Here is an 18,263-nt window from a genome sequence, read left to right on the forward strand (position 1 = left end):
AAAGCTAATATATGGTAAGCCCTAAATTTCCAGATAATGAAATTCAACGTCTTAAAGCAGTAAAATCTTATAACATTTTAGATTCTCTACCTGAGGAAGATTATGACAATATTACTGAGTTAATTGCAACTATTTGTGATGTCCCTATTGCATTAATTGCCATATTAGATACTGAGCGTAATTATTTTAAATCGCACTATGGTATTCCTTTTAATGAATCGCCTAGAAATATTTCATTCTGTGGTCATACAATTTTAGAAGAAGAGATTTTAATTATAAATGATGCCAGAAAAGATAATCGTTTCACAGGTAACCCATTACTTACAGAACAAAATGCTGTTTTTTATGCTGGAGTTCCCTTAAAAAATAGCAATGGATTTGCACTTGGTACTATTTGTGTTTTTGATCACAAGCCTAGAGAACTTAATGAATCGCAAATTAGAGCATTAAAGTCTTTAGGAAAACAGGTGATTAATTTACTTGAATTAAGAAGAAAAAATGAGAAACTTAAAAAGACTAAAGCAGAACTCCAAGAACGTAATAAAAGACTAGGTGCTTTTGCCAGCCACGTATCTCACGATTTAAAATCTCCTTTGGCAAATATCACTTCTTTAACCAATCTACTTAAAGACGACAAGGATTCTAATTTATCTGAAGAGTCTATAACGTATCTAGAATACATTGAAGAATCTACAAACGTTCTAAAAAATTATATAGATGGCATTTTAATTTATTATAAATCTGATCGTTTAGTAAAATCGAAAAAGGAAGATTTTAATCTTGATAACATTTATGAAGATATAGAACACATTTTAATTTCTAAAAACGATAAACTCATTTATTCTAATGTACTTATTAAAAATGTAAATAGAGCAGCTTTAACTCAAATATTACTCAACCTAGTTGATAATGCTTTAAAATATAATGACAAGGACGAGCGTATTGTTACCATCTCCTACCAATTATTAGAAGACTACCACAAATTTAGTGTAAAGGATAACGGTATTGGCATACCTGAAGCCGAACAAGATAAAATCTTTGAAATATTTAAAACCGTAAAAAATGATTATGGAAAATCTAGTACTGGTATTGGATTGAGTACGGTTAAAAATTTAGTTGATAAACTTAACGGAGAAATAAGTGTAACTTCAGAAATTGGTAAAGGCAGTACTTTTTGTTTTACAGTGGCAAAATAAAAAGAGGCTTCCTAATTTCGGAAGCCTTTTCTTTAATTCAATTATTTTACAGTTCTAGCTTTCACTAAAAATAACCATTAATTAACCTTTTAACCATGCAGCACGCAATGCTTTCTGAGATTCAGTAGCATTTTCATCCTCTACAATAGTTTCATCAGTAGCATACGCTTTTGTTAACGTAGCTTTAATAAGCATTGGCTTTCCATCACGTTCTAAATCCATAGTGATTTCTTGTCCTTCTTGCCATCCAAACATACCACCAATTATTCCTTGTGCATTAGTTAATGTTAAATCTGCACCGTTTACTTTCTTAATAACATCACCTGCTAAAACACCCTGAGATTTCCAAAATGAATTTTTCTCTACCATTGAAGAAAAGAAAATAACACCCTTTTCTTGGTCACCATCAAAAATGATGTTTTGTCCACCAGCAAAAATATAGTTAGTCTCTACTTGAGCCTCACCTTTAACTAAACCTGCCATCGCAAAAAATTCTTCGTAATTAATTGGCACATCTCCTTCTACATGTGTTTTTAAGAATTCACCTATACTTGGGTAAGTCATAGCTGTAATTTCTGCTATCAGCTTATCATCCTCAAACGGCTTTTCTTTTCCGTATTTTGCAGATAACTCTTTCATTAAAGACAGCATACTTCTGTTTCCATCACTTTCTTTACGCATTAAGATATCAATACACATACCAATTAAAGCACCTTTCATGTACACATTGTAATACTGATCAGCATAAGGTTCATCCAATACGTTTTCACTCATAATTGTGAAACTCATAGCATCATCTAAACGCGATCTAGAAATATCTATTTTAGACTGCATTGTTTTGTAAAACGTAGCTTCATCAACTAAACCTTCATAAACTTGAAAATGTTGTGCAAAATATTCTGTAACCCCTTCATACATCCATAAATGCTTAGAAAATGTTGGCTTGTTATAATCAAAATAATGAACGTCTTCAGAGTGTACTGATAATGGTGTGACAATATGAAAAAATTCATGTGCTACAACATCTACCATAGAGCTTTTTAAAGCATCAAGTGGCATGTTTTCATTAAAAACAACTACTGTAGAAGTATGATGCTCTAAGGCTCCAAAACCTTTTGGTGACGTTTCATCACCTCTAGATAAATACACGTAAATATCATAACGAGGAGTACTGTTTACGTCTCCTAAATAGCTCTTTTGGGCTTCCATCATTTTATAAACCGTTTCTTTTAAACTTGCAGCAGTATGTTTTCCTGTTGGAGAATAAAGACTTAAAACAATTTTAATATCGCCAACCATAAATTCTTCAACATCTAATTTTCCATACATCATTGGATTGTCTGTAATATCAAAATAACGTTGTGCAAAATAACTGCTCGTTATAACTGTTCCGTTTTCACTAGATTTTACACCTTTATCTTCTAAAGCAGAACTTCTTACAAAATTAGCTGGCCCAGTAACATCAACGGTATATTGATTATTCTTTAAAGAATCAAAATAACCAATAAAACCATGAAGGTTTAAAACATAGTTATCTTCTTCAATGTTTGTTCCAGATGGAGAAAAAGGTTGCTCTCCTCCTATACCACCAGTCGTTTCAATATCAAATGTATCATTCACATAATATAGAATTTTATCTAATTTGGTTGCATTTGCTATTGTCCAAGTATTAGTGTCTTCCTTGGTTACTGTCAATTCATTACCATCGTAATCAATAGCTTTAAAATCATCAACATATTTACCAAAATCGCTTACAGCATAGGTTCCTTGTACCACCCTTGGTAATCTGTATGTCACCTTTTCGGCTGTAAAACGACCTGGATTTATTGTAACAGGTACTCTATCATTATCTACAGCTGTTAAATCTAATGCTGTAACAATAGGATTGCTAATTGCTAAATCATTTGCTGTTGGTTTTGCTGATCCACAACCTACCAAAACGACACTTAAACCAAGTATGGCTAAATAATTCTTCATGTTTAAATTTTTATTTTTTTATAAGACCCACAAATCTACAATGTGTTACTATTAAAAACCTAAAGGTTTTGTTAAATTCGCAACATGTCGCAACCTTTAGTTAGTATTTTAATTCCTTTTAAAAACACAGAAGCCTTTATTACAGAGTGTATTCAGTCTATTTTAAATCAAACTTACGCTAATTGGGAAGCTATTTTTATTGATGACAATTCTGATGATAATTCGTACAAAATAGTAGAAAACCATGCAAAAACGGATGCTAGACTTAAAGTTTTTAAAAATAATAACTTAGGAATTATAGAAGCTTTAAAAACAGCCTATTCTTATAGTTCTGGAAGCTATGTAACTAGAATGGACAGTGATGATATTATGACACCAATCCGACTGGAAACAATGGTTTCTAATCTTGAAGCCTATGGCAAAGGACATTTAGCCGTAGGCCAAGTAAAATATTTTAGAGCAGATGGACTTAGTGATGGTTTTGCACGTTATGAATCTTGGCTCAACCAACTAACCATTAAAGGCGCTAATTATTCTGAAATTTATAAAGAATGTGTGATTCCGTCACCTTGTTGGATGCTTCACAGAGAAGATTTTGATGCCTGTAATGGATTTAATTCAGACATTTACCCAGAAGATTACGATTTAGCCTTCCGATTTTACAAAGCAAATTACACTTGTATTCCTAGTGATAAAGTTTTACTGCATTGGCGAGATTATAGTACAAGAACCTCTAGAACACACCAGCATTATGCAGAGAATTCCTTTTTAGACCTTAAAGTGAAATATTTTTTAGAGTTGAATTATGATACTTCTAGACGGTTAGCAATTTGGGGCGCAGGACATAAAGGCAAAACCTTAGCCAAAATATTATTGAAACAACAGATTCCGTTTTTCTGGATTTGCGATAACCCAAAGAAAATAGGAAAACATATCTACGACCAAGAGCTCTATAATTTTGATTATTTAGCAGAACTTAAAAACCCTCAAAGTATTGTAACTGTTGCCAACACCAAAGCTCAAGAAGAAATAACCCAGTATTTTGAAACTCAAAATATGGAATCCATGATAGATTATTTCTTTTTCTGTTAAAATTCTCAGAAGCTAAACGAGGTTATCTGTTATGATTATTTATATTTGAACAATCGAGACCTGCTAGGTTTTAGAAACATAATTAATAGTAAGAATATCGACTATTTTTAATGGTATAATTTTACACCTCTAAGATGCCCTCAAGTGGACAATTAATAAAAAAATCTTTCAGATTTTTTTATTCGCAACAGTGAGATTTTCCCCTTAAGGGGACTTTAGGGATGTAAAGAAACGAGAAATAAAGCATCAAAAGTTTAAAAATAAAACAGATAACAACAACGAATGCAGTTTAAAAATCCCGAATTACTTTATGCACTATTTCTGCTGGTTATTCCTATTCTTATACATTTATTTCAGCTTCGTCGTTTTCAAAAAGTTGAATTTACCAATGTTAAATTTTTAAAATCTGTAAAGCTACAAACACGTAAAAGTTCTCAATTAAAAAAATGGATAACCCTTTTTACAAGAATGCTACTTTTAGCCTGTGCTATTATTGCGTTTGCACAACCATATATACCAAATACAGAAGCATTTAACGAAACTCAAGAAACGGTTATTTATCTAGACAATTCCTTTAGTATGGAAGCTACTGGCAGCAACGGTACCTTGCTTAATGCATCCATACAAGATATTATAAACACATTGCCAGAGGATGAAAAAATCAATTTGTTTACTAACGATAAAACCTTCAGAAACACAACGATTAAAGCCTTAAAAAACGATTTAATTCAATTATCGTATTCGCCAAATCAACTCAATTATGATGCAGCATATTTAAAAGGAAAACAACTATTTTCTAATTCAGGTACTGCTACAAAGAATTTGGTTTTAGTCTCAGATTTTCAGCAAAAAGGAAGTCTTTTAAATTTTGAAAAAGATTCAACGGTTCAACTAAAATTAGTCCAACCTAAATCAACATTGGTTTCAAACATTAGTATAGACAGTGTTTTTGTTTCTAATTCTACTTCTGAAACTTTAGATTTAAACGTAAAATTATCTAACCAAGCGGAACCAGTTGACAACGTTACCATTTCCTTATTTAATAATGATGCCTTACTCACAAAAAGCGCAGTGTCTATTGATGACGAAGCGGAAGCCATTTTTACAATTGCGAACAATAAAGCCATAAATGGCAAAATAACAATAGAAGATGCAGGTTTGCAATACGATAATACCTTCTATTTTAATATTAATACAAAACCAAAAATTAAAGTTTTGGCGATAAACGAAGATGCGGATGATTCGTTTTTAAATCGGATTTATACGGAAGATGAATTCGACTTTAAAAGTTTCAAATTAAACGCTCTTAATTTTAATTTAATTCCTGAACAAAATCTTATCGTCCTTAATGAATTAAATAACATTTCTAATGCTTTAAAAACAGCTTTAATTGCTTTTAAAAACGATGGTGGTAAATTATTAATTATTCCTTCAAAAGAAATTGACTTAAATTCTTATAATCAAACGTTTAGAGATTTAAATCTCAGTGTTTTTTCTAAACAAAATACGGATGAAAAACGAATAACAAGCATCAACTATAATCATCCGCTTTTGGCTAATGCTTTTTACGCTAAAGTGACTAATTTTCAATATCCAAAGGTTGAAAAATCATACCGTTTTACTTCAAATGCTAACAACGTTTTATCTTACGAAGATGGTTCGCCTTTTTTAGTTGGTAATGCTAATAGTTACGCTTTTTCTTCTGCATTAAATTCGGATAATTCAAACTTCAAAAATTCACAATTAATAATTCCTGTGTTGTATAATCTAGGCTTACAGAGTTTAAAATTATCGCAATTGTATTACACTATTGGTCAGCCAAATTCTATTGCTATTCAAACTTCAATTGGTCAAGATGATATATTAACTTTAGATTCTGATGAAACTTCTGTCATTCCGCTTCAAAAAACATTTAGCAAATCGGTAGTTTTAGAAACTGAAGATTTTCCAAATGTTGCAGGCATATTAAACGTTAAGAATAAAGAAAACATACTCGAAAATCTCAGTTTCAATTACAACAGAACAGAAAGCAACCTTAGTTATTACAATTTAAATGCTTTGGCAGAAGCAGATGTTGAAACTAGTTTAGCAACCACAATTAATAATATAAAAAGTGACACAAGTATTAATGCGTTATGGAAATGGTTTGTTATTTTTGCATTACTATTTCTAATAATTGAAATGTTACTTCTAAAATATCTTAAATGAACGCACTCATAAAATCTGCAACCATCGTTGATTCTAAAAGTGATTTTCACAATGAAACGGTTGATATTTTAATTGAAAAAGGTCGTATTTCCAAGATTTCAAAACGCATTACCAATCCCAATAATTACAAAGAAATTAAACTAGACAACTTGCATATTTCGCAAGGTTGGTTTGATAGTAGTGTATCTTTTGGTGAGCCAGGTTATGAAGAACGTGAAATTATTAGCAATGGTTTAAAAACTGCGGCAAATTCTGGTTTTACTGCTGTGGCTTTAAATGCTAATTCTAATCCTGTGATTGATAGTTATGCAGATATTACGTTTGTAAAATCTAAAGCACAGAACCATGCGGTTAGCCTCTATCCTCTTGGAGCTTTAACCCAAGGTAGCCAAAGTGAAGATTTAGCTGAGTTGTTTGATATGACTAATGCTGGTGCAGTTGCTTTTTACGATTATCAAAAACCAATTTGTAATCCTAACTTAATGAAAATTGCATTGCAATATGCAAGTAATTTTAATGGATTAGTTTGCTCGTTTCCGCAAGAATCTAAAATATCTGGACTTGGTGTAGCAAACGAAAACATTAATAGTACTAAATTAGGTTTAAAAGGAAATCCGACTTTAGCTGAAGAATTACAATTAGCTAGAGATTTATTTATTTTAGAATACACAGAAGGTAAACTTCATATACCAACAATTTCTACAGCAAAATCAGTAGAATTAATACGAACTGCAAAAGCTAAAAACCTGAATGTTACCTGCAGTGTGGCTGTCCACAACCTTATGTTTACAGATGACGTTTTGCATAGTTTTGATACCAATTTCAAAGTTTTACCGCCTTTAAGAACGCAAACCGATTGCGATGCTTTAATTGAAGGCTTAAAAGATGGCACTATTGATATGGTTACTACAGACCATAACCCAATTGATATAGAAGACAAAAAGATAGAGTTCGATTATGCCAAATACGGAACCATTGGTTTAGAATCTGCTTTTGGAGCTCTACAAACAATATTTACAACAAAGAAAACGATTAGTCTTTTAACACAAGGAAAATCAAGATTTGGTGTTTCTGAATCTACAATAAACGAAGGTGAATTAGCAGATTTAGCATTGTTTAATCCTGATAAAGATTTCGAATTTAGTCTTAAACACATTACATCGCGTTCTAAGAATAGTATGTTTATAGGAAAACAACTTAAAGGTGAAACTTATGGCATTATTGCCAACAATAAAATTGTTTTAAAATAATGAACCAAAATACAATAGACGAAGGAAAAACTTTAGGTTTAGTAGCTTACTTAACGTTATTGGGTACGCTAATTGCCTTTTTTATGAATCAAGATAAAAAGAATCCGTTTACGGCTTTTCATATTAGACAAGGTTTAGGTTTAGGCATTCTTTATACAATTATTGCTTTTGTAGTAAGTAGTATGGATAGCATGATGGTAAGTATGTCTTTTTGGGTTTTCTTTTCAATTTTATATTTCTATGGTTTAATAGGAGCTATTTCTGGAAAAATGAATAAAATTCCATTAATAGGCGATGTGTTTCAAAATATTTTTAAATCTATAGGTCAATAATTATGTCGAAATTACACTACATCACAAGGCCTTCTTCTTTAAAAGAAAACGCACCTCTTTTAATATTGTGTCATGGTTACGGCAGTGACGAGAATGATTTGTTTTCATTTGCTTCAGAATTGCCAGAAGAATTAATGATTATTTCTTTACGAGCACCTTACGCTATGCAACCTTATGGAAACGCTTGGTATGCTATTAATTTTGATGCTGATAAAGGAAAATGGAGTGATAATGAACAAGCAAAAGAATCGGTAGATAAAATTGCTGAGTTTATTGACTATGCTTGCGATACTTACGCTGTAGATTCTAATAACGTAACTTTATTAGGTTTTAGTCAAGGGACTATATTGAGTTATGCTGTGGCATTAACGTATCCTGATAAAGTTAAAAACATTCTGGCTTTAAGTGGTTATGTTAATGAAGATATTATACCTAAATCAATAAATAAAGCAGACGTTTCTCATCTTAACTTCTTCTGTTCTCATGGTTCAGTAGACCAAGTGATTCCTGTAGATTGGGCACAAAAAGCACCTGTGTTTTTAAAGGCTTTAGATATTAATCATGTGTATTCTGAATATCCTGTGGGACATGGTGTTGCACCTCAGAATTTTTATGACTTAAAGGCTTGGTTAGAGAACCATATCTAATAAATATTGTCTTCATAAATAACTCGTTTAGAGCAGCTAAGTAATAGCTTTAATTATCTTATTTAGATTTGTTATAAATAATTTGCATATGTCAAAAGACATAAATATTTTTGCTGCAAAATTATTATCTATAATAAGTCTAAATAAAAACAGATGAAAAACCTATTATCATTTTTAACATTGTTATTGTTAAGTAGTTTAGCTTTTGCACAAGATGCAACTATAAAAGGAGCTGTAACTGACAACAATAATTCACCCCTTGTTGGCGTAAATATATCCATTAAAAATACTACAAAAGGAACACAAACAGACGACAACGGAAAATTTGTAATTAACTCAATTGAAAACGGCGATTACACACTTGTAATTTCATATATAGGATTTAAAACTAAAGAAGTTTTAGTGTCTGTTACAGACAACCAAAATGTAGATTTATCAACTATAATTCTATATGAAGGAAATGAAATTTTAGAAGAAGTTGTACTCGATGTGGATAGAAAAAACAAATTTTCAAGAAAAACAAGTGCATACGTTTCAAAAATGCCTTTAAAAAACATTGAAAATTCGCAAGTTTACAATACAATTACCAATCAACTATTAGTATCTCAATCTGTAAATACTTTTGAAGATGCCTTAAAAAATGCGGCTGGTGTTACAAAATTATGGTCATCTACTGGTAGAAGTGGCGATGGTGCAGGTTACTACTCTAGTCGTGGTTTTGCTGTACAACCACAATTAGTAAATGGTGTTGCTGGTATTACTAACGGGTTTATCAATCCATCTAACATTGAGCGTGTAGAAGTTATTAAAGGGCCTTCTGGCACTTTATTTGGAAGCTCTGTAACCTCTTATGGTGGTTTAATAAACATTATTACAAAAAAGCCATATAGCGGAACAGGTGGAGAAATAACTGTTTCTGGTGGTTCTTACGATTTTGCTAAATTTAATGCAGATGTTAATGTTAGTGCTAATGATAAATTATCTTTCCGTATTAACTCAGGTTTTCAGCAAGAACATAGTTTTCAAGATGCTGGACTAAAAAAATCAGTGTTCTTGGCGCCATCATTAACCTATAAAATTAATAATGATGTGACTTTAAACTTTTCTTATGAAGTTTCTGACAATGAGCAAACTAACGAGACGTTTTTATTCTTAAACCGTTATGGAACCTTAGCATTTAATTCTATTGACGACTTAGGTTACGACACCAATTTATCCTTTACAAGTAACGATGTAACTATAAACAATCTTACTCAAAATTTCCGTGGAGAAATCGCTTGGAAAATTACTGACCAATGGTCTTCTCAAACGTTAATATCTGGTAGTTCAGCGAAGTCGTTAGGTTATTATACCTATTTATGGAACTATGCTGATTATACTGACCTTTCTGCAATTGTTGGAACTGAAAATTTTGCATTATACGCGCAAGACACAGACTCTAAAACAAAAACAATTAACTTACAACAGAACTTTACAGGTACATTTAAAATTGGCGATTTAGAAAACAAATTATTAGTTGGAGCAGATTACCTAGATTACAATATTATTGATAATAGCTCTAATTGGGGTTACTTACACACTATAAATATTGATGGTGATTTAATTTTTGGTGAACCTGAAATAAATGAAGAAAATTTAAGTGCTGCCTTATCTGGTATAGGAAATGTAGATAGCGATATTCGCCAGAATATCTTTGGTGCTTATGTATCTGATGTTATTAATATTTTACCATCATTATCCGTTATGGGAAGTGTGCGTTATGATAGATTTGACTACCAAGGTGACAGAAATACAGATACAGACGATGATACCGAATATACCGAGTCTACGTTTTCACCAAAATTCGGAATTGTTTTTCAGCCTATCTTAAATGAGTTATCAATTTTCGCAAATTATCAAAATGGGTTTTCTTACGTAAATCCTGAATACGTTACAACTTATGATGATTTGGGTAATGCTAATACTACATTAGAATCTTTTGATGTTGAGCAAGCTAATCAATTTGAAGTTGGAGCAAAAACCAACCTATTTAATAATAAATTAGAAGCGACTTTAAGTTATTACAATATTAATGTAGATAACAAATATTATTGGGCAACACAAACTCAAGATTTAGAAATTAATAGTCAAGGAATTGAGTTGGAGGTTAATGCTAACCCAATTTCAAACTTAAATATTCACTCTGGCTTTAGTTACAACGATTCTGAAATTACAGATTCACCTTCGGCAAGATTTTTAGAAGGAAATCGTTATGGCGAATCTGGTGCAGAAATTACATATAACTTTTGGGCAGATTATAAATTCTTTAAAAACTTTGGTGTAGGTGCTGGTTTTAACGGCCAATCTAAATATGATACCATGACGGATTACCAAGCAGTAACAGGAAGTTTTTATATTCCGGCTTATACAATCTTTAATGCATCTGTTTATTACGAAACTGATAAATTTAGAGTTAGCGTTAAAGGAAATAACCTTACCGATGAAAGTTATTACTCTGGTTGGAGTACAATAACACCTCAACAACAGCGTGTGTTACTTGGTACTTTTACCTATAAATTCTAAATTAGTTTTAAATAAATAAAGAGCAAGCCTTAGTGTAGGTTTGCTCTTTTTTAAATTAAAGACACTTTATGGCTGCAAAAAAAATTATTTTTCAACTTCATAAAATTTTAGGACTAGCAACAGGACTTGTTGTATTTATTGTGGCAATTACGGGTTGTTGTTGGGCATTTAGAGAAGAAATTGAAGCAACTTATGATGATTACAAATATGTAACACCACAAGATGCACCAATACTAACACCTACTGAAGCAAAGAACTATGCAAGCCCTGTTTTCCCAGAAAACACCATACATGGTACTGTTTTTAAAAAAAATACAGATGCTATTGAAGTTATTTTTTATGATGCCGAACCTGAATTTTATCAAAGTGTTTTTTTAAATCCATATAACGGAGAAGTTATACAAGTAGACAACCATCTTACAGGTTTTTTTGCTTTTATTTTAAAAGGCCATATGCGCTTATGGTTGCCTAAAGCTATAGGTGAACAAGTTGTTGCTGCTTCTATATTAATTTTTATTCTTATTATAATATCTGGTTTTATTCTATGGATACCTAAAAAACGAAAAAACTTAAAACAACGAATAACCTTCGATTGGAAAAAAACAACACGTTGGAAACGTAAAAACTTCGATTTGCACACAGTTATAGGGTTTTACATTTGCTCTTTTGCTTTAATTATTGCGTTTACAGGTTCTGTAATTTCTTATAATTGGTTAAAATATGTGGTATATGTCTCTACAGGAGGCGACAAAGTCCCTGCTTTTATTATTCCCGAGAATGAAAGTGAATTACGCAGCAACAGTGATACTGTGCCAATGGACTACCTAATTGTAAAACTTCAAAAAGAAAATCCAGAAGCTGTTGCTTTTGAGTTGCACTATCCTAAAACCGAAACTGAAAGTATTTATGTAGAAGTTTCTAATAGTAAAGGACTTTATTACGATGCTGATTACAGATTTTTTGACCAAAATACCTTAAAAGAAATTGAAACTCCAGCTATTTACGGAAAATACAAAGACGCCAAATTTGCAGATAAAATTCTAAGAATGAATTACGACATTCACATTGGTGCCATTGGCGGAATTGCTGGTAAAATTTTAGCCTTTTTAATTAGCCTTATCACAGCATCATTACCTGTAACCGGTATTTTATTGTGGTATGGAAGGAACTATAAAAAGAAGAAAAATAGCAACTAAATTTAACTGAACTTAACCTTCTTAATTAATGGTAGGATACATTAAATATTCTACCAATTTATATTTAAGTTTATTTTCTTCATCAATCTCGTAACTCACAAAAATTTCACCCCAAAATTCGCCATCCGTAAAATTGGCAATAATCCATTTATGGTTTAAGACTTTAATTTTGTTAATTAACAATTTAGAGTCTGTCATAGATACGTACGGTACAATTGGGTGGTCATCACCTTCATAATCATTCATATTATATAACCCTTCAATAATTACAGGTATTAACTGCTCTGTATCATATCCTTCTGCTTCAAAATACGTTAAAGCATCCTCATTTCCACTAATATCAAAATAACTCAATTCAAAGTTTTTGTCTTCTAATGCTTTCACCTCTTTTTCACTTTCTGCCAATTTAGCTTTTACCTTTACGATATCCGCTTCGTACTTATCTAAAATATTTTTAGAATTTACGAATTGAAAAATTAATAATAAAACTGTAAAAATGAATAAATACATTAAAATTTTACTCTTCATATCTATATAGTAATTTGTAAATTATCGTATGCTAAAAAAACGTTTTCTGGTAAGTTTTGTTGTACATCATCATGAAAACCTAGATGATGACTAATATGTGTTAAGTAAGCACGTTTTGGTTTTAAATTTTTAATGAGTTCTAACGCTTGATCTAAATTAAAATGTGAAATATGCTCTGTAATTCGCAGTGCATTCACCACTAAAACATCTAAATTTTGAAGCTTTTCTATTTCAGTTTCTGCAATTGTTTTCATGTCCGTGAGATATGCAAAATTATCAAAGCGATAACCAAAAACCTGTAATTTATAGTGTAAGCCATCTATAGGAATAACGTTGAGATTACCTGCCAAAAATGGTTCATTTTTAACAATATGTTTTGTAACACTTGGTACTCCAGGATATTTTTCGCCTGTTGTAAAAATATAGTCAAAACGTTTTTCTAAAGATTTAAAAACACGTTGATGGGCAAACAAATCAATATCACCTTGTTTGAAGAAAAAAGGACGAATATCATCTAATCCCATAGTATGATCAGCATGCTCGTGTGTAAAAATAACACCATCTATTTTAGTAACTTTTGCTCTAAGCATCTGTTGTCTAAAATCTGGACCACAATCTACTACAAAAGTATAATCCTCCCACTCTACTAAAACTGAAACCCGTAACCTTTTGTCTTTAGGGTTTTCACTTAAACATACAGGATGATTACTACCTATAATTGGAATGCCTTGAGAAGTACCAGTACCTAAAAACGTGATTTTCAACCTTAATTAATTTAATCGTTCTTTTTTAAAATTAATATTACCGCAATAAAACAATCTATTTTCTTTTCTATTTGAATAAAATTGAAAAAAATCATCAATTTAATTTATAATACTTTAAATTCAGAAAGTGATTTCACAAAAATAAACTTATTTTTTTGTTTGCAACAGTAAATTGATACCTTTGCGAAAACGATTGAAACCCAGATTTAATGAAGGAAATAACGTATAAAGGTGATACTTTAATAGAAAACATCCCATCACTGAAAGATAAAGCATTACGCATTAATCTTAATGCTGATATCTACGGCACCTTCTCTGAGATTGGTGCAGGACAAGAAACGGTGCGTCATTTTTTTAGAGCAGGTGGAGCGTCTGGTACTATTGCTAAAGCCATGTCTGCCTATGATAAAGACTTTAGTGATGCCATTTATGGTATTGAAGACGACAAACGTTATGTAACTGAAGCTAGACTTAGAAAAATGCTAAACCATGAGGTGCGCCTTATGGAAGAGCGTATTACTAGAGATAGTAATCCTCACAAAATATTTTTCTCTTATGCAAATACGGTAGCTACTATAGATTTTGCTAAAAAATATAAAGGCCACGGTTGGGTAGGAATTAAATACCAAGTTGCACCAGGCGAAGAATATAATGACATTATTATACATGTAAGATTTAAAGAAACAGATGCTCGTTTACAGCAAGAAACTTTAGGCAAATTAGGTACAAATTTAATCTACGGTGCATTTTATAAATACAACCAACCTCGCAAATTATTACGTTATCTATACGACCACTTAGATAAAGATCAACTAGAAATTGATACTATTAATTTCTCTGGCCCTGTATTTAAAGATGTAGATAACCGTTTAATGAGTTTACAATTAGTTAAAAACGGAATGACAGATGCCGTAATGTTTGCTCCAGACGGAAACAACGTTTTACCAGCACGTGTACTTTATAAAAAGAACATTTTAACACTAAGAGGTAGCTTTAGACCTGTAACTAAAGTAAATATGGACATGCTAGAGAGGTCTTTAGAAATGTTTATAAAAGAAAATAAAGTAGAAAAAGAAAAAACACAAGTTATTTTTGAGATTACCTTATCTAATCTAAGAGCTGAAGGAGAAATTGATGAGCAAGATTTTATGGATCGTGCTAAACTATTATGTTCTCTCGGACAAACTGTGTTAATTTCAAATTTCCAAGAATATTATAAACTAGTAGAATATTTCTCTCAATACTCTAGAGCAAGAATGGGCTTAGCTATGGGTGTAAATAACCTCGTAGATATTTTTGACGAAAAATATTACCGTCATTTAAGTGGTGGAATTTTAGAAGCTTTTGGTAAACTATTTTACAAAGATTTACGTGTATATTTATATCCTATGGAAAATGAGGATGGTAGCCTTACAACAAGTGAAAATCTTAAAGTACATCCACGTATGAAGGAATTATACAAGTTCTTTAAATACAATGGAAAAGTAGTTGATATTGCTGACTATGACCGCTCTAACTTATCTGTTTTTTCAAGAAAAGTACTTAAGATGATTAATAATAATGAAAATGGATGGGAAAAAATGTTGCCTGAAGGAGTTGCTAAACTAATTAAAGAAAAGAGCTTATTTGGTTGCGAATCTGAAGAGGTTTTGCATAAAAACTAGCAACTACATACAGTTTACATTATAAAAATAAAAGGTTACCTATGTGTAACCTTTTATTTTTTTAAAGTACATAAGATTTTAATCACCTAATATTTGCTCAGAATGCGCTTTAGTCTTCACTTTAGATATAACATCTGTAATCACAGCATTTTCATCAATTATAAATGTAGTTCTGTGAATACCGTCATATTCTTTGCCCATAAATTTCTTTGGTCCCCAAACCCCAAAAGCTTCAATTACCGCCTTATCTTCATCGGCTAGCAATGGATATTGAAAACCATATTTGGTCTTAAAGTTAGCTTGTCGCTTAGCACTATCCGCACTAACGCCAATAATTTCATACCCTAAAGATTGAAAACGTTGGTAATTATCGTTAAGATTACAAGCTTCTGCTGTACAACCAGGTGTACTTGCTTTTGGGTAAAAGAAAACTACTAATTTTTTACCTTTATAATCTGATAATGAGACTCTATTACCTTGTTCGTCTAGCGCTGAAAAATCTGGAGCCTTATCGCCTACTTTTAAGTGTGTCATATTATGTAAATTTGTATATAATGTCTTAATCGTAAAAATACAAAATGACAAAACAAGAAAAAGTTAATTTCGTAATAAATACATTATATAAATTATATCCTGAGATTCCTATTCCTCTAGATCACAAAGACCCTTATACTTTATTAATAGCGGTTTTAATGTCTGCTCAAAGTACAGATGTGCGTGTTAATCAAATTACACCGCTGTTATTTGAACGTGCAGATAACCCTTATGATATGGTTAAATTAAGTGTTGAAGAGATTAGAGAAATTATAAAACCTGTTGGTTTATCGCCAATGAAAAGTAAAGGTATTCATGGTTTGTCTCAAATACTAATAGAAAAACATAATGGTAAAGTTCCAAAAACGTATGAAGAACTTGAGGAATTGCCAGCAGTAGGACACAAAACAGCTGCTGTTGTATTGTCTCAAGCTTTTGGTATTCCCGCTTTTCCTGTAGACACACATATTCATCGTTTAATGTACCGATGGAATCTTACCAATGGAAAAAACGTAGTGCAAACCGAAAAAGATGCCAAACGATTATTTCCTGAGGAACTTTGGAATGATTTACACCTGCAAATCATTTGGTACGGCAGACAGTATTCACCTGCACGCGGTTGGGATTTAGAAAAAGATATTATTACAAAAACTATTGGAAGAAAATCTGTTTTAGATGACTACTATAAAAAGAAAAAATAAGCTTTTTTTGGTACAAAACTTGATGCGATAACATAAATCACCAATCCATGAAAAAGTTTATCGTTATAATTTTTGTATTAGCTATTTCTTCTTGCATACCTTATAAAGTTGCTCCCAAATTTAAAAACCAAGACTACAAGGTAATGTTGGCTAAAAAGTTTCAAAAGCAAATGCCTAGGGAAACATCATTTATCTTTAACGACCCAAAAGACGCAAATGAATTTTATAATTATATTAATAAAAAATATAGATTAAATAACGTAGATGTTGGCGTTAATGTTCCATTTCAAATAGAAGATCAAATTTTATACTTAACCTATTATGAAGCAGAACGAACGGATGAAACGTTTAATTTACCTTTAGTTGTAGCAGATGATATATTAGATAACAAAACCGGGATTAAAATATTTGAGAATAATTACACAAGTAGAACGGGACATTGGTATATAATTTTAACTGTTTATGACGAAGACATAAAAAATTGTTTAAAAAATAATCATCCGTTAAAAGAAAAAACCATTCAATATTTAAGAAAATTAAAAGCAGAGTATTTAGCTACTTCTAATTATGAAGAGTTACTTTTTACAAAAAATCCTAATACTTTTACATTAGGATTTTTAATACAACTTAATTTAGAAGTGCTTCAAACTTCAATTTATTATAATTTATAACACTTAAAGCCTTAGAGTAATTCAAAAGAAAACTTATCGTTTCATCTTTTGGTTTTAGGTTATTGTTTTTTGGGGAAACATTAGAGTAAATTTTTGCCATTTCAATAATTTATAAGTTTATATATAGCAAAAACGTATTTCTAAATACTTTATTGTATCAATTTGTTAAAATTATATTATTTTGATCTATAACTTTTCGCATATTAATAAGTGCATAACGCATTCTACCCAATGCAGTATTAATACTTACACCTGTTCTTTCGGAAATTTCTTTAAAACTCATATCTTGATACATACGCATCAATAGTACTTGTTTTTGATCCTCTGGTAATTCTTCAATAATACGACGCACATCAGATTCTACCTGGTCCTTAATAATAGTTTTTTCAGCATTTAAACTAGAGTCGCTTAAAACAGAAAAAATACTAAACTCGCCTGTATTATCAAATTTTGGCATACGCTTGTTTTTTCTAAAATGGTCTATCACCAAATTATGCGCAATACGCATTACCCATGGTAAAAATTTACCTTCTTCGTTATATTTTCCTCGTTTTAAAGTTCTAATAACTTTTATAAATGTATCCTGAAAAATATCTTCAGTAACATCTCTGTCATAAACTTTAGAATATATAAAACTGTAAATTCTTTGCTTATGCCTCTCAATTAATATAGAAAGTGCATTTTCATTACCGTTAATATAATTGCTAACCAACTGCGAGTCTTGGACAAGTTCTTTTTTCATAATAATTACTTTAAAACTCAATAATTACCTATTAAGTTTGGGGTTAAAAAGTTGTTTTTTTTTAAAGTAATATTATAGTATAAGCAGTTGTGTTTAAATGGATATGTTCCAAATATAACAACAATCATTCCGAAAAAACAAACATAAACCCTAAATTTTAACATTTTGTCGGATAAAGTGTTCCTTTTATAGATTGAAT

16 protein-coding genes are annotated in these 18,263 nt (G+C 31.0%); 11 read left to right on the forward strand and 5 right to left on the reverse strand.

Annotated elements, in window-relative coordinates; translation table 11 throughout:
• Positions 1 to 11: 11 nt before the first annotated feature.
• A complete protein-coding gene (locus GN138_RS02480; RefSeq protein WP_157361784.1) occupies positions 12 to 1,196 on the forward strand; it encodes a GAF domain-containing sensor histidine kinase in 1,185 nt (394 codons plus the stop codon).
• An 81-nt stretch (positions 1,197 to 1,277) separates the two neighbouring features.
• Here the strand turns inward: GN138_RS02480 and GN138_RS02485 are convergent, their stop codons facing one another.
• The gene (locus GN138_RS02485) at positions 1,278 to 3,173 is read right to left on the reverse strand and encodes a M61 family metallopeptidase (protein WP_157361787.1); all 1,896 of its coding nucleotides are present in this window, start codon (positions 3,171 to 3,173) and stop codon (positions 1,278 to 1,280) included.
• 84 nt (positions 3,174 to 3,257) lie between these two features.
• Between GN138_RS02485 and GN138_RS02490 the strand changes: the two genes are divergently transcribed.
• The 7 genes from GN138_RS02490 (at position 3,258) to GN138_RS02520 (ending at position 12,460) form a co-directional block, all read left to right on the forward strand.
• A complete protein-coding gene (locus tag GN138_RS02490) occupies positions 3,258 to 4,265 on the forward strand; it encodes a glycosyltransferase family 2 protein (RefSeq protein WP_157361789.1) in 1,008 nt (335 codons plus the stop codon).
• Positions 4,266 to 4,547: 282 nt separating this feature from the next.
• On the forward strand, positions 4,548 to 6,473 hold the full coding sequence (locus tag GN138_RS02495) for a BatA domain-containing protein (protein ID WP_157361791.1): 1,926 nt from the start codon (positions 4,548 to 4,550) through the stop codon (positions 6,471 to 6,473).
• Complete coding sequence (locus GN138_RS02500; protein ID WP_157361793.1) at positions 6,470 to 7,723, forward strand: dihydroorotase; 1,254 nt, start codon at positions 6,470 to 6,472, stop codon at positions 7,721 to 7,723. Before GN138_RS02495 ends, GN138_RS02500 begins: the two co-directional genes overlap by 4 nt.
• On the forward strand, positions 7,723 to 8,055 hold the full coding sequence (locus GN138_RS02505; protein WP_157361795.1) for a hypothetical protein: 333 nt from the start codon (positions 7,723 to 7,725) through the stop codon (positions 8,053 to 8,055). The genes GN138_RS02500 and GN138_RS02505 overlap by 1 nt, the downstream gene beginning before the upstream one ends.
• A 2-nt stretch (positions 8,056 to 8,057) precedes the next feature.
• Positions 8,058 to 8,702, forward strand: coding sequence for an alpha/beta hydrolase (locus GN138_RS02510; RefSeq protein WP_157361798.1), 645 nt, complete (start codon positions 8,058 to 8,060; stop codon positions 8,700 to 8,702).
• Positions 8,703 to 8,855: 153 nt separating this feature from the next.
• Positions 8,856 to 11,264, forward strand: a complete 2,409-nt coding sequence (locus tag GN138_RS02515; RefSeq protein ID WP_157361800.1) for a TonB-dependent receptor — start codon at positions 8,856 to 8,858, stop codon at positions 11,262 to 11,264.
• A 68-nt stretch (positions 11,265 to 11,332) separates the two neighbouring features.
• Positions 11,333 to 12,460 carry a PepSY-associated TM helix domain-containing protein gene (locus GN138_RS02520; protein ID WP_157361802.1) on the forward strand — a complete coding sequence of 376 codons (1,128 nt, stop codon included), beginning with the start codon at positions 11,333 to 11,335 and terminating at the stop codon, positions 12,458 to 12,460.
• 21 nt (positions 12,461 to 12,481) lie between these two features.
• On the opposite strand, the gene GN138_RS02525 is transcribed toward GN138_RS02520, so the two are convergent.
• Both GN138_RS02525 and GN138_RS02530 read right to left on the reverse strand, forming a co-directional pair.
• Complete coding sequence (locus GN138_RS02525) at positions 12,482 to 12,988, reverse strand: hydrolase (RefSeq protein WP_231743023.1); 507 nt, start codon at positions 12,986 to 12,988, stop codon at positions 12,482 to 12,484.
• 2 nt (positions 12,989 to 12,990) lie between these two features.
• Complete coding sequence (locus tag GN138_RS02530) at positions 12,991 to 13,752, reverse strand: MBL fold metallo-hydrolase (protein ID WP_157361804.1); 762 nt, start codon at positions 13,750 to 13,752, stop codon at positions 12,991 to 12,993.
• Between the two features lie 209 nt (positions 13,753 to 13,961).
• On the opposite strand from GN138_RS02530, the gene GN138_RS02535 reads away from it, so the two are divergent.
• Positions 13,962 to 15,416 carry a TonB-dependent receptor gene (locus GN138_RS02535; RefSeq protein WP_157361806.1) on the forward strand — a complete coding sequence of 485 codons (1,455 nt, stop codon included), beginning with the start codon at positions 13,962 to 13,964 and terminating at the stop codon, positions 15,414 to 15,416.
• Between the two features lie 78 nt (positions 15,417 to 15,494).
• Here the strand turns inward: GN138_RS02535 and bcp are convergent, their stop codons facing one another.
• Positions 15,495 to 15,950, reverse strand: coding sequence for a thioredoxin-dependent thiol peroxidase (gene bcp / locus GN138_RS02540; protein ID WP_157361808.1), 456 nt, complete (start codon positions 15,948 to 15,950; stop codon positions 15,495 to 15,497).
• A 44-nt stretch (positions 15,951 to 15,994) separates the two neighbouring features.
• Here bcp and GN138_RS02545 point away from each other — a divergent pair, with 44 nt between their 5' ends.
• Positions 15,995 to 16,651 carry an endonuclease III domain-containing protein gene (locus GN138_RS02545; RefSeq protein ID WP_157361810.1) on the forward strand — a complete coding sequence of 219 codons (657 nt, stop codon included), beginning with the start codon at positions 15,995 to 15,997 and terminating at the stop codon, positions 16,649 to 16,651.
• A 47-nt stretch (positions 16,652 to 16,698) separates the two neighbouring features.
• Positions 16,699 to 17,322 (forward strand): hypothetical protein, encoded by a 624-nt coding sequence (locus tag GN138_RS02550; protein ID WP_157361812.1) that lies wholly within the window; start codon positions 16,699 to 16,701, stop codon positions 17,320 to 17,322.
• Between the two features lie 157 nt (positions 17,323 to 17,479).
• On the opposite strand, the gene GN138_RS02555 is transcribed toward GN138_RS02550, so the two are convergent.
• The gene (locus GN138_RS02555) at positions 17,480 to 18,064 is read right to left on the reverse strand and encodes an RNA polymerase sigma factor (protein ID WP_157361814.1); all 585 of its coding nucleotides are present in this window, start codon (positions 18,062 to 18,064) and stop codon (positions 17,480 to 17,482) included.
• Between the last annotated feature and the right edge of the window lie 199 nt (positions 18,065 to 18,263).

It is taken from the genome of Winogradskyella endarachnes, assembly GCF_009741275.1.
GTDB classification, from domain to species: Bacteria; Bacteroidota; Bacteroidia; order Flavobacteriales; family Flavobacteriaceae; genus Winogradskyella; species Winogradskyella endarachnes.